General features: G+C 49.2%; 20 protein-coding genes. 15 read left to right on the forward strand and 5 right to left on the reverse strand.

What is annotated here, in order from left to right; all coding sequences use genetic code 11:
- Nucleotides 1–4 precede the first annotated feature (4 nt).
- Genes ACRRUX_RS04450 through ACRRUX_RS04485 form a run of 8 tightly spaced genes read left to right on the forward strand, consistent with a single transcriptional unit; the run spans nt 5 to nt 6,933 of the window.
- On the forward strand, nt 5–775 hold the full coding sequence (locus tag ACRRUX_RS04450; RefSeq protein ID WP_432527582.1) for a glycosyltransferase family 2 protein: 771 nt from the start codon (nt 5–7) through the stop codon (nt 773–775).
- Nucleotides 776–822: 47 nt separating this feature from the next.
- Complete coding sequence (gene rfbB / locus ACRRUX_RS04455; protein WP_432527584.1) at nt 823–1,893, forward strand: dTDP-glucose 4,6-dehydratase; 1,071 nt, start codon at nt 823–825, stop codon at nt 1,891–1,893.
- Nucleotides 1,890–2,780 (forward strand): glucose-1-phosphate thymidylyltransferase RfbA, encoded by an 891-nt coding sequence (gene rfbA, locus ACRRUX_RS04460; protein WP_432527586.1) that lies wholly within the window; start codon nt 1,890–1,892, stop codon nt 2,778–2,780. The genes rfbB and rfbA overlap by 4 nt, the downstream gene beginning before the upstream one ends.
- Nucleotides 2,777–3,670: a dTDP-4-dehydrorhamnose reductase gene (gene rfbD / locus ACRRUX_RS04465; protein ID WP_432527588.1), complete on the forward strand. Its 894-nt coding sequence runs from the start codon at nt 2,777–2,779 to the stop codon at nt 3,668–3,670. The genes rfbA and rfbD overlap by 4 nt, the downstream gene beginning before the upstream one ends.
- Nucleotides 3,667–4,203, forward strand: a complete 537-nt coding sequence (gene rfbC / locus ACRRUX_RS04470; RefSeq protein WP_432527590.1) for a dTDP-4-dehydrorhamnose 3,5-epimerase — start codon at nt 3,667–3,669, stop codon at nt 4,201–4,203. The genes rfbD and rfbC overlap by 4 nt, the downstream gene beginning before the upstream one ends.
- 2 nt (nt 4,204–4,205) lie before the next feature.
- Nucleotides 4,206–4,877, forward strand: coding sequence for a GNAT family N-acetyltransferase (locus ACRRUX_RS04475; RefSeq protein ID WP_432527592.1), 672 nt, complete (start codon nt 4,206–4,208; stop codon nt 4,875–4,877).
- A 2-nt stretch (nt 4,878–4,879) separates the two neighbouring features.
- Nucleotides 4,880–6,013: a dTDP-4-amino-4,6-dideoxygalactose transaminase gene (gene rffA, locus ACRRUX_RS04480; RefSeq protein ID WP_432527594.1), complete on the forward strand. Its 1,134-nt coding sequence runs from the start codon at nt 4,880–4,882 to the stop codon at nt 6,011–6,013.
- Nucleotides 6,014–6,015: 2 nt separating this feature from the next.
- A complete protein-coding gene (locus ACRRUX_RS04485; RefSeq protein WP_432527596.1) occupies nt 6,016–6,933 on the forward strand; it encodes a hypothetical protein in 918 nt (305 codons plus the stop codon).
- Nucleotides 6,934–7,042: 109 nt separating this feature from the next.
- Here the strand turns inward: ACRRUX_RS04485 and ACRRUX_RS04490 are convergent, their stop codons facing one another.
- The 3 genes from ACRRUX_RS04490 to ACRRUX_RS04500 all read right to left on the reverse strand — a co-directional run bounded on the left by ACRRUX_RS04490 (nt 7,043) and on the right by ACRRUX_RS04500 (nt 9,989).
- Nucleotides 7,043–7,972 carry a glycosyltransferase family 2 protein gene (locus tag ACRRUX_RS04490; protein WP_432527598.1) on the reverse strand — a complete coding sequence of 310 codons (930 nt, stop codon included), beginning with the start codon at nt 7,970–7,972 and terminating at the stop codon, nt 7,043–7,045.
- Between the two features lie 57 nt (nt 7,973–8,029).
- Nucleotides 8,030–8,857, reverse strand: coding sequence for a hypothetical protein (locus tag ACRRUX_RS04495; protein ID WP_432527600.1), 828 nt, complete (start codon nt 8,855–8,857; stop codon nt 8,030–8,032).
- Between the two features lie 85 nt (nt 8,858–8,942).
- Nucleotides 8,943–9,989 carry a glycosyltransferase family 9 protein gene (locus ACRRUX_RS04500; protein ID WP_432527602.1) on the reverse strand — a complete coding sequence of 349 codons (1,047 nt, stop codon included), beginning with the start codon at nt 9,987–9,989 and terminating at the stop codon, nt 8,943–8,945.
- 113 nt (nt 9,990–10,102) lie between these two features.
- Here ACRRUX_RS04500 and ACRRUX_RS04505 point away from each other — a divergent pair, with 113 nt between their 5' ends.
- Nucleotides 10,103–10,858 (forward strand): 3-deoxy-D-manno-octulosonic acid kinase, encoded by a 756-nt coding sequence (locus ACRRUX_RS04505; protein WP_432527849.1) that lies wholly within the window; start codon nt 10,103–10,105, stop codon nt 10,856–10,858.
- A gap of 59 nt (nt 10,859–10,917) precedes the next feature.
- On the opposite strand, the gene waaA is transcribed toward ACRRUX_RS04505, so the two are convergent.
- On the reverse strand, nt 10,918–12,198 hold the full coding sequence (gene waaA, locus ACRRUX_RS04510) for a lipid IV(A) 3-deoxy-D-manno-octulosonic acid transferase (protein WP_432527604.1): 1,281 nt from the start codon (nt 12,196–12,198) through the stop codon (nt 10,918–10,920).
- Between the two features lie 114 nt (nt 12,199–12,312).
- Here waaA and ACRRUX_RS04515 point away from each other — a divergent pair, with 114 nt between their 5' ends.
- From ACRRUX_RS04515 to glpG, 5 genes are all read left to right on the forward strand, one after another.
- Entirely contained in the window at nt 12,313–12,954 is a 642-nt protein-coding gene (locus tag ACRRUX_RS04515) for a TetR/AcrR family transcriptional regulator (protein WP_432527606.1), read from the forward strand.
- Between the two features lie 217 nt (nt 12,955–13,171).
- A complete protein-coding gene (locus ACRRUX_RS04520; RefSeq protein ID WP_432527608.1) occupies nt 13,172–14,371 on the forward strand; it encodes a glycine C-acetyltransferase in 1,200 nt (399 codons plus the stop codon).
- Nucleotides 14,372–14,378: 7 nt separating this feature from the next.
- A complete protein-coding gene (gene tdh, locus ACRRUX_RS04525; RefSeq protein ID WP_432527610.1) occupies nt 14,379–15,407 on the forward strand; it encodes an L-threonine 3-dehydrogenase in 1,029 nt (342 codons plus the stop codon).
- 102 nt (nt 15,408–15,509) lie between these two features.
- The gene (gene glpE / locus ACRRUX_RS04530) at nt 15,510–15,815 is read left to right on the forward strand and encodes a thiosulfate sulfurtransferase GlpE (RefSeq protein WP_432527612.1); all 306 of its coding nucleotides are present in this window, start codon (nt 15,510–15,512) and stop codon (nt 15,813–15,815) included.
- A gap of 21 nt (nt 15,816–15,836) precedes the next feature.
- Nucleotides 15,837–16,670 (forward strand): rhomboid family intramembrane serine protease GlpG, encoded by an 834-nt coding sequence (gene glpG / locus ACRRUX_RS04535; RefSeq protein ID WP_432527614.1) that lies wholly within the window; start codon nt 15,837–15,839, stop codon nt 16,668–16,670.
- A gap of 136 nt (nt 16,671–16,806) precedes the next feature.
- Here the strand turns inward: glpG and elbB are convergent, their stop codons facing one another.
- A complete protein-coding gene (gene elbB / locus ACRRUX_RS04540; protein ID WP_432527616.1) occupies nt 16,807–17,460 on the reverse strand; it encodes an isoprenoid biosynthesis glyoxalase ElbB in 654 nt (217 codons plus the stop codon).
- 386 nt (nt 17,461–17,846) lie between these two features.
- Here elbB and polA point away from each other — a divergent pair, with 386 nt between their 5' ends.
- Nucleotides 17,847–20,603, forward strand: coding sequence for a DNA polymerase I (polA, locus tag ACRRUX_RS04545; RefSeq protein ID WP_432527618.1), 2,757 nt, complete (start codon nt 17,847–17,849; stop codon nt 20,601–20,603).
- The last annotated feature ends 230 nt before the right edge of the window (nt 20,604–20,833 follow it).

Below are 20,833 nucleotides of genomic sequence, written 5' to 3' on the forward strand. Positions count from 1 at the left end.
TATCATGCGAAAAATTCATTCCCTTTCCGTCATTCTGATCACCAAGAATGAAGCCGACCGGGTTGAGCCATGCCTCAAATCGGTGGCCAATATCGCCGATGAAATCATCGTCCTGGACAGTGGTTCAACCGACGATACCCTGCAAATCTGTAAAAAGTACACAGATAAAGTGTTTGAAACCGATTGGCCGGGTTTTGGCAAGCAGAAACAACGAGCGCTGGATAAGGCCAGTTGTGACTGGGTGTTGTCCATTGATGCCGACGAAGCCCTGGATGAGCAGATGCAGCAGGCTCTGCTGACACTGCTGTCACAGGACCAGATTGAACAAACCGCATACCGTCTGCCATGGGGTGTCACCCTCTACGGAAAAACCCTGAAATACGGTCGCAGTGCCCGCAGTGTATTGCGTCTGTTCAAGCGCGAAGGCGCACGTTATACCCTGGATGAAGTACATGAAACCGTGATCCCTGCACAGGGAACCACCGGCAAGCTGGATGGTTTGCTGTTGCATTACACCCATAGAGATTACGGCCATGGGCTGGATAAAGCGGCCAAGTATGCCTGGCTGGGGTCACTCAAGTACCATCGCAAAGGGAAAAAGTCTCACGGTCTCTTGTTGGCTCTACTGCGCGGTATGTGGACCTTCTTCCACATCTATTTTATCCGTCGCGGCTTTATGGACGGTAGCGTCGGCTTTATCGTTGCCATGACCTATGCCCAAGTGAACTTCAATAAGTATGTCGGTTTGTGGCTGCTGGAAAATCAACGCAGCTGAGTTGTCCGTTAACAACTTCATTAAGCATACGAATTCAGGTTAATTTTATGAAAATTTTAGTTACCGGCGGCGCCGGATTTATCGGCTCCGCTGTTGTCCGGCATGTAATAGAGAACACCACTGACAGTGTGGTAAACCTCGATAAACTCACCTATGCCGGCAATCTGGATTCAGTGGCTACTGTTTCCGGCAATGAGCGTTATCACTTTGAGCAGGTTGATATTTGCGACCTACAGGATGTAACGCGGGTATTTGCCGAACATCAACCGGATGCGGTAATGCATCTGGCCGCTGAATCACACGTTGATCGCTCCATCGATGGCCCTGCGGCGTTTATTCAGACCAATCTGCTGGGTACCTTTAACCTGTTGGAGTGTGCCCGCAAATACTGGATGAGCTTGCCAGCAGAAAAACAGGCTGAGTTTCGTTTCCACCATATCTCCACTGATGAAGTGTATGGTGATTTGGAAGGGACTGATGATCTGTTCACAGAGGAAACCTCTTACTCGCCAAGCAGCCCCTATTCAGCGTCCAAAGCCGGCTCAGATCACCTGGTTCGCGCCTGGGGTAGAACCTATGGCCTGCCGGTATTAGTCACCAACTGTTCCAACAACTATGGTCCATATCATTTCCCTGAAAAGCTGATCCCGCACGTGATCCTTAATGCCATTCATGGAAAATCACTGCCGGTTTATGGTGATGGCAATCAAATCCGTGACTGGCTGTATGTGGAAGATCATGCCCGGGCGCTGTACAAGGTAGTGACGGAGGGCAAGGTTGGTGAAACCTACAACATTGGTGGCCACAACGAAAAGCGCAACATCGAAGTCGTACACACCATCTGTGACCTGCTGGAAGAATTGGCTCCCAACAAGCCAGAAGGGATCAACCTGTATCGGGATCTGATCACCTTCGTGAAGGACCGCCCGGGTCATGATGTACGTTACGCCATCGATGCTGCCAAGATTGAAAGAGATCTGGGCTGGATACCTCAGGAGAGTTTCGAAACCGGCATTCGCAAGACAGTCGAATGGTATCTGAATAATACAGCCTGGTGGCAAAGAGTCATCTCCGGCGAATACCAGCTTACCCGTCTGGGTGAAGGAGAACAGGCATGAAAGGCATAGTATTGGCCGGCGGCTCAGGTACACGTCTGTATCCGCTAACCAGAGGTACTTCAAAACAGCTGCTGCCCATTTATGACAAGCCGATGATTTATTATCCAATCTCGACCCTGATGCTGGCCGGGATAAGAGAGATATTGATTATTACCACGCCCGAAGACCGACCTAACTTCGAGCGCCTGCTGGGCGATGGGGCTGACTTTGGCATCAAGCTGGAGTACCGGGTGCAGCCTTCACCGGATGGCCTTGCCCAGGCTTTCATCATAGGTGAAGACTTCATCGGTGAAGACAGTGTATGCCTGGTGTTGGGCGACAATATTTACTATGGCCAGAGATTCTCAGAAACCCTGTTGCGCGCTGCCGCCCGCACTGAAGGTGCGACGATTTTCGGGTATCAGGTCAAAGATCCCGAACGCTTTGGGGTGGTCGAATTTGACCAGCAAATGCGGGCGGTCTCCATTGAGGAGAAGCCGGCTGAGCCCAAATCAGATTATGCGGTAACCGGATTGTACTTTTACGATAACCGCGTGGTTGAGTGGGCCAAAGAGGTCGAGCCGTCCGCCCGCGGCGAGCTGGAGATCACTACCCTGAACCAGCGTTATCTGGAAGATGGCTCGCTGAATGTCGAACTGCTCGGCAGGGGCTTTGCCTGGCTGGATACCGGCACCCATGAAAGTCTGCATCAGGCTTCCTCATTTGTGCAGACTATTGAAAATGTGCAGGGGCTGAAGGTCGCCTGCCTGGAAGAAATTGCCTGGCGTCATGGCTGGCTTTCAGATGAACAGATGCTCAATATCGCCAGGCCGATGATGAAAAACGATTACGGTCAGTACCTGAGTAAACTGGTCGCAGAGAAGCAGCAGAAGGCCAACAAAAAATGAAGGTCATGATTACCGGCTGCCGGGGTCAGGTTGGCGTTTGTCTGGTTAACCAGCTGAGTCAGATAGCCGATATCGAGGTGATTGCGCTGGACAGTGCTGCGCTGGATATCGGTAATCCAGAGCAGGTGCGCGCACAAATAGTGACAGCCAAACCCGATGTCATCATCAATGCAGCTGCCTATACCGCGGTCGATAAGGCAGAATCTGAGCCTGAGCAGGCATATCGCGTGAACGCTGCAGGTCCGGGATATCTCGCGCTGGCAGCAAAGCAGATCAATGCTCTGTTTTTGCATATCTCCACTGACTATGTATTTGACGGTAGTGGTGATGTTCCATATCGGGAAGATGACAATACCAACCCGAAAACCGTTTATGGGCAAACCAAACTTGCCGGTGAGCAGCTGGTTATCGAATCCGGCTGTCGCTACGGCATAGTACGTACCGCCTGGGTATTTGGCGAGCATGGCCATAACTTTGTCAAAACCATGATAAAGCTGGCAGACAGGGCAGAGCTGAACATAGTCGCCGATCAGTTTGGTGGACCGACCTATGCCGGTGATATCGCGTCAGCGTTAATCATCATGATGCAGAAGATGGTCCAAACGTCTGATTTAGCGAGTGGCATTTTTCACTTCTCCGGCGCCCCCCATTGCAGCTGGTATGAATTCGCCACTCACATTTTTGCTACCGCCAAATCTGTCGGACTGGTGCAAACAACCCCTGAGCTATGCCCAATACCCTCAACGGCCTACCCACTGCCAGCCCAGCGACCGGCAAACTCCCGGCTCAACTGCGACAGGGTCTACCGTGAATTCGGTATCGCCCCCAGTGACTGGCAAGCGGCACTGAAACAAGTGCTGACCGTTGATTTGCAAGAGAATCAAGTATGAAAGTGATAGATACCGCCATTCCAGACGTCAAAATTATTGAACCCACGGTGTTCGGTGACGAACGGGGTTTCTTTATGGAAACCTGGCAGCAGCAAAAGTTCGAAGAGTTGGTCACAGGTAGACCCACCCATTTCGTCCAGGACAACCACTCTAAGTCCAGCAAGGGCATACTGCGTGGCCTGCATTACCAGACTGAACACACGCAAGGCAAACTGGTGCGGGTTGTTTCCGGTGAAGTATTTGATGTCGCAGTGGATATTCGTAAGGACTCAGCGACTTTTGGTCAATGGGTGGGCGTTTACCTGTCCGCTGAAAACAAGCGCCAACTATGGATCCCGGAAGGCTTTGCCCATGGCTTCTATGTCACCAGTGACGAAGCGGAATTTGTGTATAAATGTACCGACTACTATCACCCACAGAGCGAAGTCTCTATTCGCTGGGATGATGCAACCATTGGCATAGAATGGCCAATTGATTGTCAACCTAAATTGTCGCAGAAAGATGCCATGGCACTATTTTTCAAAGAAATTTAATTATGATAAACAAAAAAACATGGGAATCTAATTTCTTTAAAAGAGATATATGGTCATTAGATATTGATAAGTTTGATAGCTTAACGTTATTACCTGAAGGATTAATAACCTGCAAAGTTCCTTCAACTGATACAAAAGCGATAACCAAAATACAAGAGTTTGACTTTAAATATTGCGAATCAGAATTAATCTTTGAATGTATAATTGATGATGATATAGAACAAGTAGATGGACCTGAAATAGCTACTATAAAATCATTGGATGAACTAATATCATTTTCTAAATCTTCTTATATATTTAGTAGATTTAGGCAGCCTTGGTTTACAGAAGAAGAACGAGATAGTTTTTACTGTAAATGGATCGAAAACTCGTTAATCTATGAGTATGAAGACTATTTTATTATAGACAAGTCTCATAATAAACAAATTAACGGATTCGTGACATTAAAAGTATATAATGACACTGCGAAAATTGGCTTAATAAATGTAAAACAAGAGTACCGAGGTTTAGGTATAGCAAGTAGATTAATTAAATACGCCAAATACATATGTCAAAAAAATGATATTAAAAAATTACTAGTTTCTACTCAATTAAGTAATACTCAAGCTATAAGGACATATGAAAGAATGGAATTTAAAATGATTGACAGCAACTTATGGTTTTACAAAGGTTAAAAATGATCCCATTTAATAAGCCACCGATGACTGGTAATGAATTAAAGTACATTGAACAAGCAATGCAATCACAAAAGCTATGTGGTGATGGAAAATTTGGTGTTCGTTGTCAAACATGGTTCGAGAATAGACTTAATACAGAAAGAGTATTATTAACACCGTCCTGTACACATGCTTTAGAATTGGCTGCTATTTTAATTGACATCCAACCAGGCGATGAAGTTATTATGCCAAGCTATACTTTTGTTAGCACTGCTAATCCATTTGTACTACGCGGTGCTAAGATTATATTTGTAGATATTCGTCAGGATACTATGAATATTAACGAGAAGTTAATCGAACAAGCGATAAGCTGTAAAACGAAAGCAATCGTGCCAGTTCACTATGCGGGAGTTGCTTGTGAAATGGATACTATCATAGCTATTGCAAATAAATACAATTTATTTGTTATTGAAGATGCGGCTCAGGCAGTTAATTCATTTTATAAAGGTAGACCACTTGGTACATTTGGTGATTTAGCCGCATATAGTTTCCATGAAACCAAGAATTATTCAAGTGGTGGTGAGGGCGGTCTGCTAATTATCAACAATAGAAGGTTTGTAGAAAGAGCTGAAATAATCAGAGAAAAGGGGACAAATCGTAGTCTGTTTTTCAGAGGAATGGTTGACAAATATAGCTGGGTGGATATTGGTAGCAGTTACTTACCTTCGGAAATTCAATCAGCATACCTATGGGCACAATTGGAGTCATACGAAGAAATTAATAATAGACGCCTAATGCTCTGGGAACGATACAACAATTCACTAAAAATATTGCAAGACAAAGGGCTCATAGAGCTACCAAAAATCCCAACGCACTGCAAACACAATGCACATATGTTTTACATTAAGTGTAACACCTTAAAGGTAAGACAAAAACTAATCTCTTACTTAAAAGATAATGCAATATTAGCAGTATTTCACTATATACCATTACATAGCTCTATAGCGGGTAAGATATATGCTGAATTTAGAGGTTATGATAATTACACTACTAATGAGAGTGACAAACTTGTTCGCCTTCCATTATTTTTCAATATGACTATAGAAGAACAAGATACAGTAATTAAAAACATACTAGATTTTAAGAATTGGTAAGAATGAAGATATATATATATAGTCGATCATATGATGAGAACAGTGGTGGGATAGTTGTTCTTCATCGATTATGCCACTTAATAAATAACATTGATGGATATAGTGCTTATCTGGTACCCAATAAAGTAGAGGGAGTTATTGACCCTTCTATTAAAAATTTTTTTAATGCGATCAGGAAAACAATTAAATATAAATTCAGGGGAACAAAAAAATTCAAAACAAACCCTTTATGGGATACTCCTGTAGTAGATATAGATACAATTGACAATAATTCTTTAGTGATCTATCCAGAAATAACAATTGGAAATCCTTTGAGAGCCAAGAATGTAGTGCGCTGGTTCTTACATCAACCTGGATATTTTACAAAAAATATTTGCTTTGGCAATAACGAACTTTATTATAAATTTAACAGCGCCATAAATGATTTCGAACACAGCCTATCATCGACATCAAAAAATGAGCTAAAAGTAATATATTATCCATTAGATATTTACAACTGCGAAGGTGTGACTAAGAGAGATATTGAATGCTGTCATTTAGTTAGAAAAGGTAGCAATAAAAAGCATATACATCCCAACGAGTCTATATGTATTGATGGTATGAGCCACAAAGAAATCGCAGACATCTTTAGAAGGAGTAAACGATTTATATCCTATGACAACTACACAGCTTATTCTATTTTTGCTGTTCTCTGTGGATGTGAGTCAGTTGTAGTTCCTGAAGAAGGCTGGTCAAAAATTGACTGGTACCCAAATGAACAAGATCGATATGGGATCGCATTTGGCTTTGATAAATCTGAACTTGATTGGGCAAAAAGCACAAGCAGCAACGTATTAAAACATATCGTCAGTGAACATATCAAAACTAATGTCTCTGTAAAAAGGTGCTTAGATGAGATGATTAATCACTTTAATTTATAAAAAACATAGCTAAAATGATAATAAAATGATGGTTGTTATTTAAAATCTATTTAAGTAACAACCGTCATTGGTACAGCAAAGATTAAAAACACTGATTAGCATTAGTATGTTATTTAGAAAAAAAGGCGTATTTAAGTCTACGGTATTGGCAATTGGAAAGCTTTAGACTTTTAAGTATATCTCTAAGGTAAAAAATACGAAAAATAAACGACATAGAGGAAACCGATGTTATATATTCAATCTTCTTCGCTGACTCATGTGAAATATCTTTAATAAGAATTAATTCATTGACTTTGTATTTCAAATTACACCATGGAAAACGTAGGTAAATCTTAGTCTTATAGCGATTCTGCAAACTAAAATTATCTTTTGGAGCACCCACCACATTGTTGCCATGCTGACGGTACAGAAGCAGTGGTTTGTCGATGAAATATACTGATTCAAACAGGGCGGCAACCACGGCAACACACTCATCATGGTACTTGAACAAGCCTTTGTGTTTGATTGCAAGTTCCATCAGCGGACGATTTACTACCGCAGCACAACCTGTCACCGTATTTCTGATCAGCAGGTCGGCAACATTGGTGCTGCTGCCATCAACCCCAAGGTAGCCAATAAACGAATCACAGATTCGGTTGAGTGACTTATCCACCACAGTCAAATCTGAATGGACGAGTACAGGGTTCTTACGATCTGATAGCTCATTGGTATCGATAAAGGTTGCCAGAGTTGCCAGCTTTTCAGGTAACCAAACATCATCCTGATCACAAAAAGCCATGTAGTCCGAAGTGGTGAACTTGCTCAGATAGAAAAAGCTGTCCTTGACCCCCATATTCCCAGTGCCATCATTGATAAAGTTAATCAATTCAGGGAATTGACTCTGATATTCTTCAATAATGGCAATAGTATTATCGCTGGAACCATCATCCCGAATGATAATTTTTGACAGGTATTCTGATTGCACCAGAATGCTGTCCAATTGCTCTTTCAAATACGCTTCGCCATTATAGGTCGACAGCAATACATCAAATTTCGTCATAAAATCGCTACTCAAACTCAGTCGCTCTGGCGTGTATTCCTGGGTTAACTTCAGCTTTTATTTGGCTCTGTAGTGCTTGCCACCAAAATAGGCTTTAAGCAGATGCCCTGTCAGCACCTTGGGTTTCTTATTGCGTAGCTTTTTGAGGCCACAGGAAAGCGATTCCTTTACTACTAAAAAGAACCCTGTCACCAATGGCTTGTAATATCTCAGACGCAAACCAATGTCATAGGACATCTCTTTCAAACGAAATTCAGTCACAGGCTCAGACTCTTTCTTGAGTTTGGATAGCGAATGTTCAAAGCCGGAAATAATACGCAACCGGTCACTGATCTGACTCATTTTAACGCGGAAGAAAAATGTCGAATCCACGCCATAAAAATAGAAACGCTCATCGAACACAGTCCCGTGATCATCTTTCATCCGGGTTGCAGAGGTTTTGCCGATAACCAGACCACTGCCAATGCCGAAAAATTTATCGGCATCTGTCACTGTATCACCCACAGCACAGAGTTTACGATTGCGCTTAGGGCCGGTCAGTTTGTGATTTGAAAAGATCTGCGGCACACCAATTTCATTTTCAGTCAATTGGAATACGGCCTGCAAATACGCCTGATTCAGCTGAGAATCATCATCGAGCACAACATATTTGTCGCTGTGGAATTCATCAATGAATCTGTTGTAGATCTTTGAAAGCGATTGATTTTCTGTGGTTTCACAAATCGCTACATCAAAACCCAATTGCTCGAAGGTATCGACCTCCCGCGCTTTCAACTGAGCAGGTCCGTTATTCCAGATAACCAAAAGGCAGTCCGTGCCATTCAAAGACAGCGCTTTGAGAGAGTTTAAGGTTTCAGAATCAGCGAGTTCCTTGCCGTACAGCAAGACCAAAAACGCTGCTGAATAGTGTTTACTCATGGGACTACCCTACTAAATAGATTTGGTTGCACTCATCGCAACCGGAGTTGAATTAATTGCCGTGAACAACTGTTATCCGGTCAATTTGCCGCATCACTGAATCAACCTCAATCCGGCTCATCAGCTCCCCGCCCTTTGCACGTTTGCCCCAGGGGATGTCGCCATCGGGATTCTGCTCACGGATGACCTCATCGTATACGCTAACAACCCAGTCACGGCACAGATAAGGGCCGGTGCGACCGGGATTGGAATGAGCATACAGACCAATCACCGGGGTGCCCTGAGTCACCGCCATATGGGCAGGACCGGTATCGGGCGCGATGACCAGAGCGGCCTGTTTGAGCAGTGCCAGCAGCTGGGTCAGGCTGGTTTGCCCCACCAGATTGACTATTCCGGTTTGGGAATGGCTGATGATATCGCCCGACAACTGTTTCTCCAGCGCACTGGGGCCGCCACACAGATAGACCTTAAAGCCTTTGTCTGCTGCATAGTCCGCAATGGCGGCATATCTGTCTGCCATCCAGTTGCGCTCGGCTTTACTGGCGGCCGGGCAGATAATCAAAGCCTTGCTGTCATCAGGGATCTGGGCTTTGGCAAACTCAGTGTCAGTCTCAGGCACGGGAATATTCCAGCGCGGCGTGGTGTCTTGCACCCCAATTTTTCGGGCAAAGGCCATAAAACCATCGAGCACATGGGGCGACGCCTGAGCCTCAATGTGCTCATTGGTCACCAGAAACTGCCCTTCTTTGGCACGGGCACGGTCAAAACCAATACGGATTCTGGCCGGGATCATCAAAGAGGCAATGGTTGCCCGCAGCGCCACTTGCATATGCAGCAGCACATCGAATTTCCGGCGTGTAAATGCGCGCCGTAACTCGCCATAGCTGCGCCAGCCTTTGGACTTGTCGAAGACAACAAACTCGATTCCCGGCAAGTGCTTAAGCAGTTGATATTCCACTTTGCCAATCACCCAGGTGATCGCCAGATGCGGATATTGCCGCTGGATCGCCTGGACCATAGCTACGGCATGACACACATCGCCAATGGCCGACAAACGCAGCACACACAGGGATTTCATTTCAGACAGGTTCAGACTCATAGACAGGTGACTAACTCTGGCAGCTAAATAACGCTCAAGGCGTGGATCTTAATGTAGAATGGCGCCAGGTTCCACGACATTGCCGATATTCTATGCCATCTGACTTGAAAATATTGCCCCTCAATAACCCTCAACAGACTCAAACCGGCTGGTTGCTGCTTGCCAGCGAGGTTGATGGCATCAGCCCAGATTGGTTTACCGCTGAATATTGGCAGCAACGTGAGGCCATTGAAGGCACCTCAACAGGTCGCTATACCACCTGGTTTATTCACTATCAGTCAGCCCAGGCCAACGAACACTGGGTGCTCAGGCACTACTGGCGCGGCGGGTTGATGGCCAAATTGTCCAAAGATACCTATCTGTTTACCGGCCTTGCCCGCACCCGCCCCGCTGCAGAGCTGAAGTTGCTCAATATTCTGTATCATGAAGGGTTTCCCGTGCCCCGGCCGATTGCTGCCTGGGTGCAAAAGCAGGGACTGGGCTACAGCGGTGATATTTTGATTGAAAGAATCGAAGGTGCCCGTGACTTGGTCGCCGTGCTGGCCGAGCGCCAGATGAATGAGCCTGAGTGGCAGGCACTGGGCGAGTGTATCGCCCGCTTCCACAATCGGGGTGTGTTTCACGCCGATTTGAATGCCAAAAACATTTTGTTATCGCCTGAAGGCTTCCATCTGATTGATTTCGACCGTGGCGCTATCCGCCCTGTTGCCCATCATTGGCAGGCCGCCAATCTCGACCGACTGCACCGCTCCTTCAAAAAGGAGCAGGGCAAATGTCCACAGCTGGCTTTTACCGATGCTAACTGGATGGCGCTGCTTAAAGGCTACAACAGTGCCAACAAGGCCAATGCCAGAGTCAGTCGCCACTAGCTGCAAAGCTCAGGGAACAAATTCTGAGATAATGGCTCCTGAGCGCCGACAACTAAAACTTATTGAGTCAGTTGCGATTCCACCAGGGCATACTGACGTGCCAGTGCGCCGCGATTACGCTCAAGCACTGTGACGCCAGCAGCCCCTGCCTGCGCTCTGGCTGAGTCGTTGGCAGCAAGCTCAGTGACCTTGAGTGCCAGCGCCGCAGCATCGTCCACCACGACAAGATTGCCCGCCTGCTGCAGCATGCCGGTGATTTCCAGAAAGTCCCGATAGTTGGGGCCCATGATGACCGGCAGCCCCAATGCAGCCGCCTCCAGCGGATTGTGGCCACCATGAACAATTAAGCTGCCACCAACAAAGGCAAAATCAGCCGTGCCATACCATTGCAGCAGCTCGCCCATGGTATCCCCCAGCAGCACCTGAGTATCCGCTGTGACAGGCGTCTGCTCACTGCGACGCACAAAGGTCTGCCCTGAATCGGCCAGCGCCTGCGCGGCGTTGGCAAATTGCTCCGGGTGCCTTGGCACCATGATCAGCAGCGCCTGCGGACATTGGCGCAGCAATGCCTGATGCGCCGCAATCACGGCGGCAAATTCCCCGGGATGCACACTGCCAGCCACCCATACAGGCACATCGGCTTTATGCCAGTCACGGCGCATGGCCTGCGCTTGGGGTTGTAATTGTGGGTCGAGCTGCAAATCAAATTTCAGACTGCCACACACCTGTACTTTGCCGGGCTTAACCCCCAATTCGACAAAGCGCCTGGCTTCAGCGTCTGTCTGCACCGCAATCACCTCCAGGGCAGAGAGCATGGGGCGACTCAACTTAGGCCACTTCTGGTACTGGGCAAAGGACTTGGCAGACAAGCGACCATTGGCCAGCATGACCCGCGCGCCCTGTTTGGCCGCGTAGTGGATCAGATTCGGCCACAGCTCGGTTTCCATGATGACGCATACCTTCGGCTGTACCTGCCGGACAAAGCGGCCGATACACCAGGGCAAGTCAAAGGGCAGGTAGACATGTTGTACCCTGCCAGACGCCAGCTCAGCACTGAAGGCTTTGACCACTTCGGCCGAGCCGGTTGGGCTGGAGGTAGTAATGGTAATGCTCAGCTCAGGGTGATTGGCCAGCAGTCGCCTGATAAGCGGCAAAGCGGCCAGAGTCTCGCCCATGGACACTGAATGCAGCAGCATATCGGTGGCCTGCACTTTTTTCAGGCCAAAGCGCTCCGACCAACGCAGCCGGTATTGGGGGCTTTTGCGGGCGCGCAGCAGCAGATACAGCAGCAATAACGGACTGAGCAGGGTCACTAAAATTGAATAACCAATACGGTTCATGGAGTTGCCGTTAAATTCGGTTTTGCCTGATGAATTGCGGCAATGCTAACATAAATCTTCGTTCCGGCATCTGCTGTGCCCATACCGGTGTCAAACAGAGAGACCCCACAGGTTATGAAGACCCGCGACAAAATCGTTTTAGCCAGCCTTGAACTGTTCAACGAGCAGGGCGAGCGCACCATCACCACCAACCATATCGCGGCGCATCTGGGGATCAGCCCGGGCAACCTTTACTATCACTTCCGCAATAAAGAAGACATTATCCGCTCTATATTCAGCCAGTATGAAGAGCATCTGGAATCCGGCTTTCAGCCCTATCGGGACGGTCCGGTGACGGTCGAGCTGCTGATAGGCTACTTCGACGCCATGTTTTACACCATGTGGCAGTTCCGCTTTATGTACGCCAATCTTGCCGACATTCTGGCCCGTGACGAGGCGTTAAAGAGCCGTTATCTCAAAGCGCAGCAGAAGGTGTTGGAGCGCTGCGGTCACGTGCTCGAGCAGTTATGTGCCGATGGATTTCTGACGATTGAACAGGACAAGATCCGTGATTTGGCCGATACCATCAAGATGATTGTCAGTTCCTGGATTGGCTATCAACTGACTCAGTCCAGCATAGCGTCCATCACCAAGGCCAATCTGTATGAGGGACTGCTGCGGGTATTGCTGATCTTTCGTGGCTATGCCACGCCCAGCTCACTGGAAACCTTCACCCGGCTTGAATCCCACTATGTGCTGCTGGCCCGGGCGGCCTGAAGCCGTTGCTGGCGGGCGCAGAATAGCGCCATTACATTAGATTTTCTAATCAAACTTTCACCCTTGCACTATCTCTTTTCATTCCGCTGACGTAAACGAAAAAAGCTGTCAGACTGTCTGAAGTTAAGGTTAAAATGCGTGCAACTCCAGGCTCGACAATGTCCGGTTAACGGCTTGTCGGCGCTGAAATAATTAATCCAACAAAGGAGACCGAAAGGTGGCTTCTGACCAATTCTACCAACAGATCCAACAACAACTGGCAGACGTAAAAGCCGAAGGCCTGTATAAGAGTGAGCGGATCATCGCCTCTGCCCAACAAACGGCCATCGAAGTGAACCACAAGCAGGTAATCAACTTCTGCGCCAACAACTATCTGGGTCTGGCCAATCACCCCGAACTGATTGCTGCCGCCAAAACCGGACTGGACAGCCATGGCTTCGGCATGGCCTCAGTACGCTTTATTTGCGGCACTCAGGACATCCACAAGCAGCTGGAAACCAGCCTGAGTGAATTCCTCGGCATGGAAGACACCATTCTTTACTCTTCCTGTTTCGATGCCAACGCCGGTCTGTTTGAAACCCTGCTGGGCCCGGAAGATGCCATTGTTTCCGATGCGCTGAACCACGCGTCCATCATCGATGGCGTGCGTCTGTGTAAGGCGATGCGTTTCCGTTACGCCAACAATGATATGGCAGATTTGGAAGCCCAGTTGAAAGCTGCCCGTGAGACAGGAGCCCGCCACATTCTGATCGCCACCGATGGCGTATTCTCCATGGATGGCGTGATTGCCAATCTGCAGGGTGTGTGCGATCTGGCCGACAAGTATGACGCACTGGTGATGGTGGATGACTCCCACGCCGTGGGCTTTGTCGGTCATGAAGGCCGTGGTACTCATGAACATTGCCAGGTGATGGATCGGGTAGACATCATTACCGGCACCTTAGGCAAGGCGCTGGGTGGTGCTTCCGGTGGCTTTACTTCCGGCAAGAAGGAAGTGATCGACTGGTTGCGTCAGCGTTCACGCCCCTATCTGTTCTCCAACTCACTGGCTCCGGCCATTGTCAGCGCTTCAATTAAAGTGCTGGAGATGCTTAAAGACGGTCAGGCACTGCGGGATCAGGTGAAAGCAAACAGCCGTTACTTCCGCGAGCAAATGTCAGCTGCCGGATTTACACTGGCAGGCGCAGATCACGCTATTATTCCTGTGATGATTGGCGATGCCAAACTGGCCGGTGACTTCGCCAACCGCCTGCTGGAAGAGAATATCTATGTGATTGGTTTCTCTTTCCCTGTGGTTCCCAAAGGACAGGCGCGTATCCGTACCCAAATGTCCGCTGCCCATACTCGTGAGCAACTGGATCGAGCCATTGAGGCCTTTATCCGCATCGGCCGTGATATGCAGATTATTCCGGAGTAATAACACCATGAAAGCACTGAGCAAACTCAAAGCCGAAGAAGGCATCTGGATGGTGGAAGCACCGCTGCCGGAAGTGGGCCACAACGATTTGCTGATCAAGATCCGTAAAACCGCCATCTGCGGCACAGACGTGCATATCTACAACTGGGACGAGTGGTCACAAAAGACCATCCCGGTCCCCATGATTGTCGGCCATGAATATGTGGGTGAAGTCGTGGGTATGGGCCAGGAAGTCCGAGGTTTCAAGGTGGGCGATCGGGTATCCGGTGAAGGCCATATCACCTGTGGCCACTGCCGCAACTGCCGCGCCGGTCGTACTCACCTGTGCCGCAATACCTCAGGTGTGGGCGTTAACCGTCAGGGCTCGTTCGCCGAGTATCTGGTGATCCCGGCATTTAATGCCTTCAAAATCCCGGATGATATCAGTGATGATCTGGCGTCTATCTTTGATCCTTTCGGTAATGCCGTGCATACCGCGCTGTCATTCGATCTGGTGGGTGAAGATGTGCTGATCACCGGCGCAGGCCCAATTGGTATTATGGCTGCCGCTGTGTGCCGTCATGTGGGTGCCCGTCATGTGGTAATCACAGACGTGAATGAATACCGTCTGGAGCTGGCCCGTCAAATGGGTGCGACCCGCGCAGTGAACGTCGCCAAGGAAAACCTTAAGGATGTTATGAAGGAACTGGGGATGACCGAAGGCTTCGATGTGGGCCTGGAAATGTCCGGCGTGCCATCGGCCTTCCGCGCCATGCTGGATACCATGAACCACGGCGGCAAAATTGCCATGCTGGGGATCCCGGGTGGTGAGATGGCCATTGACTGGAGCAAGGTCATCTTCAAGGGGCTGATTATCAAGGGTATCTATGGCCGCGAAATGTTCGAGACCTGGTACAAGATGGCCAGCCTGATCCAATCCGGCCTGGATATCTCACCCATCATTACCCATCACTACAAGGTCGATGAGTTCCAGCAGGGCTTTGATGCCATGCGCTCGGGCCAGTCCGGCAAAGTCATCCTCGACTGGCAAAACTGACCAGCTGGTCAGTAGTTTTAAAGACTGTTAACACTTGTGGGCTGTACTCCGGCAGCCCACTATTGCACACTTGCCGCAATCCAATCTTCACAGGAAGGCCTTATGTCCAGCTTTCAGCATTTGAGCGTTGCTGAGCTCAAAGCCAAACTCCATGCCGGTGAATCACTGCAAATTGTCGATATCCGTGATGCCACCAGCTTTGCCGCGGGCCACATCCCCGGCGCCTTTAACCTCAACAATGACAACCTCGCTGACTATATCCGCGATGCCGACATGGACGAGCCTCTGGTGGTAGTCTGCTATCACGGGATCAGCAGTCAGCGCGCGTCGACCTACATGATAGAGCAGGGTTTTGATCAGGTGTTCAGCCTGGATGGCGGCTTTCAGGGCTGGCAGGATAATCACTGATATACCAGGAGACAACTGACTATGCAGGAATTTGGCCGCCTTCCCAATATGCGTGCCGCCCAGGCACTGGTGGACTATCTCAAAGGTCAGGGTATCGACTGCCGCACTGAATATCTGCAGCAGGGGGTGGCCTTGTTTGTCGTCAATCCGGCGCAATTCAGTGTTGCCGAGCTGGAGTTTCAGCACTTTATCGCCAACCCCGGCGATCCCAAGTATCGTGAAGCTTCCTGGGATCATGGCAGCACAGATACCCGAATGGATTACGGTCAGCCCTCAGCACAATTGCTGAGCCAGTTCTTCACCGGTGGCGGACCGCTGACCCTGCTGGTGTTTTTCAGCTGTGTGCTGATTTTTATTGGCTGGAACATAGGGTATGCCGACTCACTGTTTGATGCCCTCGGATTCTTCGGCGTCACCCAAAACGCAACGCTGGGAGAGTTCTGGCGGATCTTCACGCCATCACTCATTCATTTCAGCGCCATGCACATCATCTTCAACCTGCTGTGGTGGTGGTATCTGGGCGGTAAAATTGAAAATCGCCTCGGCAGTGGCACGCTGGCCATATTACTGCTGGTTGGTGGCACCCTGCCCAACGTGCTGCAGTATGTGATCAGTGGTCCAGGCTTTGGTGGCCTGTCCGGCGTGGTATATGCCCTGGCCGGTTACACCTGGGTGATGGGACAGCGTAAACCTCAGGCTGGCATTGGTCTGCCAAACTCCTACATGGGATTTATGATGGTGTGGCTGCTGCTGGGCTTTACCGATCTGTTTGGTCTGTCCATCGCCAATGGCGCCCATATCGGCGGATTGATTGTTGGCCTGTTGCAGGGATTATTCGACAGCCGCAAACGCTGACAAAGCTTCAATTCAATATAGAGTCTCTATTAACCGCCTCTAGCCTCAATACACAACCTAAATAAAAAGCCCTGCACAATATTGCGGGGCTTTTTTCGTGGTGACCAACATGATCACGAGACAAGCTCAGAGTTGGTTAAGCCAGCTCCAATACCTTGTGTACCAATTTCTCAATACCTGATGCCGCTTCGCCAATGTTGGCCGCCAACATGTAGGCAGGTGTACTGACCAGCTTACGTGCTTCATCCACGACTATCTCGTGAACCGCAGCACTCTGGTGATCGCCGCCCATGGCATTAAATGCCTCAGCGGTACCAGCGTCTGTGCCTATGGTACCTTTGGCTCCAGAGCCGTAAAAATGGGGGATCATCACAGGTGATATGCAGATGAAACCTACTGGCTTACCGGCATCGACAAACTGACTGATGAAGGCTTTAACCTGAGGATTGATTTCACAGTCGGCCCCTTTGATGGCAAAGTTGCACAGATTTTTGGCGGCGCCAAAGCCACCGGGAATGATCAGCGCGTCGAATTCACTGATGTTCAGCTCAGCCGTGGCTTTGATCTCACCCCTGGCGATGCGGGCAGCCTCCACCAACACATTACGACTGGCTCCCTCTTCGACCTCGCCGGTCAGATGATTAACCACATGTAATTGCGGTATATCAGGAGCGAAACACTGGCTGGAAGCCCCGGCTTTGGAGAGGGTCAGCAGGGTCAGCACAGACTCATGAATTTCTGCGCCATCGAACACACCGCATCCACTGAGAAGTATCGCAACTTTTTTCATTAAAACGCCCCTCTTATGTCATATGGTTTTAACAAATCGTTTATAAATTGGTTGATCTGGTCATTATTCGTGCTAATTTAGTTCAGCGTAATTGCCACCTGTTTAAAAATGCCTCACAGGTTCAGCGAATTACCACAGGGAATTAAAAAATCCACAAATCAGGATGATTTGCCAGAAATTTTACCGATCTCACACACTTTTTTAATTCCATTATTTATCAGTCACTTACTGCCAATGCATTTTGCCGTTCAAAAATGTCCTCAGCTTGTTGACTTTTTTCACTCACAGACTTATCCACAGGCTGTGGGGCAATTTGGCGTGGCCGATTTTCCTGCTCTGTGGCATGCTACTCCCATCTCAGATTAATGACTACTGAACCCAGATTTATGCCAAATATCCCCAACAACCCACTCGTCCTTGTGGATGGTTCTTCTTACCTGTACCGCGCCTATTACGCTCCACCACATTTGACCAACTCCAAAGGGGAAGCAACGGGTGCAGTATATGGTGTGGTAAACATGCTGCGCAGTCTGCTCAAACAGTTCAGCCCAAGCCATATTGCCGTAGTATTTGATGCCAAGGGTAAAACCTTCCGCAACGACATGTATGCCGAGTACAAAGCCCATCGGCCGCCAATGCCGGATGATCTGCGCACTCAGATTGAACCGCTGCATCGCATCATCAAGGCGATGGGGCTGCCGCTGATCTCTATCCCGGGTGTTGAGGCTGACGATGTGATCGGCACTCTGGCATTGCAGGCCAGTAAAGACGGCCGCGCCTGTTTGATATCCACAGGCGATAAAGACATGGCGCAGTTGGTGGATGACAACATTACCCTGATAAACACCATGACAGATACCATCATGGGCCCGGCGGAAGTTGCTGCCAAGTTTGGTGTTGGTCCAGAGTTGATCATTGATCTGCTGGCCATGATGGGCGACAAGGCCGACAACATTCCTGGCCTGCCCGGCGTAGGTGAAAAGACCGCGCTGGCCATGCTGACCGGCGTGGGTGGAGTAGATAAGCTGTTGGCGGACCCGGATGCCGTGGTTGCCGTGGGATTCCGTGGAGCCAAGACCATGCCTGCCAAAATTCGCGACAACGCGGAAATGCTGCAGCTCTCTTACGACCTGGCGACCATCAAAACCGACGTCGAGCTGGAACTTGGCTGGCAACAACTGGACCACAAGACAGCAAACAAAGATGAGCTGATTAAGTGTTTTGGTGAGATGGAGTTCAAGCGCTGGCTGGCAGAATTGTTGGACAGTGGCGAATCGGTTGCGTCAACTCAGGTAAACACCGAAGAAGCCCACGACACACAAGTTGTGCTCGAAACCGACTATGAAACCATTCTGACGCAGGCACAGCTGGATAGTTGGTGCGACAAGTTGGCCAACGCCCAGCTGATTGCCGTGGATACCGAAACTACCAGTCTGGATTACATGGAAGCCAAACTGGTCGGCATCTCCTTTGCCATTGAACCCGGCAAGGCCGCTTATCTGCCACTGGCCCATGACTATGTCGACGTGCCAAAGCAGCTGGATATGGATAAAGCGCTGACCCAGCTCAAGCCCTTACTAGAAAACCCGGCGCTGAAAAAAGTGGGGCAGAATATTAAGTACGATATGGCCATTTTCGCCAATGTCGGTATTGAGCTTAAAGGCATCACCTTTGACACCATGCTGGAGTCCTATGTGTTCAACTCTGTGGCCTCACGTCACGATATGGATGGCATGGCGCTTAAGTATCTGGGACACAAGACTGTCAGCTTTGAGGAGATTGCCGGCAAAGGAGCCAAGCAGTTAACCTTTAACCAGATCCCACTTGAGCAAGCCGCTCACTACGCTGCAGAGGATGCCGACATTACCCTGCGCCTGCACCAGCACCTTTGGCCAAGGCTGGAGCGTGAGCAGCAACTGGTGACTGTATTCAGTGAACTGGAAATGCCGCTGGTTAAAGTGCTGTCCCGCATGGAACGTGGCGGCGTGCTGATTGACGCCATGTTACTGGCCCAGCAAAGTGATGAACTGGCCCGCAAAATCGATGAACTGGAAAACAAAGCCCATGAAATTGCCGGTGAGCCCTTCAACTTAAGCTCCACCAAGCAGTTGCAGGAGCTGTTCTTCGACAAACTGGGTTACCCCATCATCAAGAAGACACCTAAAGGTGCCCCATCCACCGCCGAAGAAGTCCTGGTCGAGCTGGCGCTGGATTACCCGCTACCCAAGATTATTCTGGAGCACAGATCCCTGACCAAGTTGAAAAGCACTTACACAGATAAGCTGCCATTGATGGTCAATGCCAGAACCGGTCGGGTGCATACCAGCTATCATCAGGCCAACGCCGCAACCGGTCGTCTGTCCTCCAGTGACCCTAACCTGCAGAACATTCCTATCCGTACCGAGGAAGGACGCCGTATCCGTCAGGCCTTTATTGCCCCGGAAGGAAAGAAGATCCTGGCAGCCGACTATTCACAGATTGAACTGAGAATTATGGCGCACCTGTCTCAGGATGCTGGCCTGCTGCAAGCCTTCGCCGAAGGCAAAGACATTCACCGCGCCACCGCAGCGGAAGTGTTTGATGTCGCCTTTGAAACCGTCACCCCTGAGCAGCGCCGCCGCGCCAAAGCGGTCAACTTTGGGCTTATCTACGGTATGTCGGCCTTTGGCCTGGCACGACAGCTGGACATTCCCCGCGCCGAAGCCCAAAGCTATATCGATACCTACTTCAAGCGCTATCCGGGCGTCCTCAAGTATATGGAAGATACCCGCGCCTCAGCTGCAGAGCAGGGCTATGTGTCGACCCTGTTTGGCCGTCGTCTGTATTTGCCGGAAATCAAGGCCCGAAACGCCATGCGCCGTCAGGCCGCGGAACGTGCTGCGATTAACGCGCCAATGCAGGGTACTGCTGCCGACATCATCAAAAAGGCCATGATCAGCATTCAGGAATGGCTGGACAAAGACACCTCTGGTGAAATCCGGATGATCATGCAGGTACACGATGAACTGGTATTCGAGGTAGATAGCGACAAGGCTGATTCGCTGAAAACCAAGGTGTGCGAGCTGATGGCAGCCGCCGCAGCGCTGGATGTTGAATTACTGGCAGAGGCAGGCATAGGCGACAACTGGCAACAGGCTCACTGATCGCCCGCAGACTCAGGAAGCTAAAATCAGGCACCAGAGCCCGGAAATGCCTTTGGTGCCTGACAAAATACAGACGTAAAAGGGAGCATGGACAGACAACAAAGCCCATGTCCCAGAAACAGAAAAGTACAATCCATCACAGTTCAGTCACTGAACGGTAATGCGTAACCAAACGTCAATTCATACTGCAAGGTAACCGCTTCAGTCGGAAACCTGTAGCAGAGGGATTG

The organism is Shewanella sp. GXUN23E (assembly GCF_050865035.1).
In the GTDB taxonomy this organism is placed as follows: Bacteria; Pseudomonadota; Gammaproteobacteria; order Enterobacterales; family Shewanellaceae; genus Shewanella.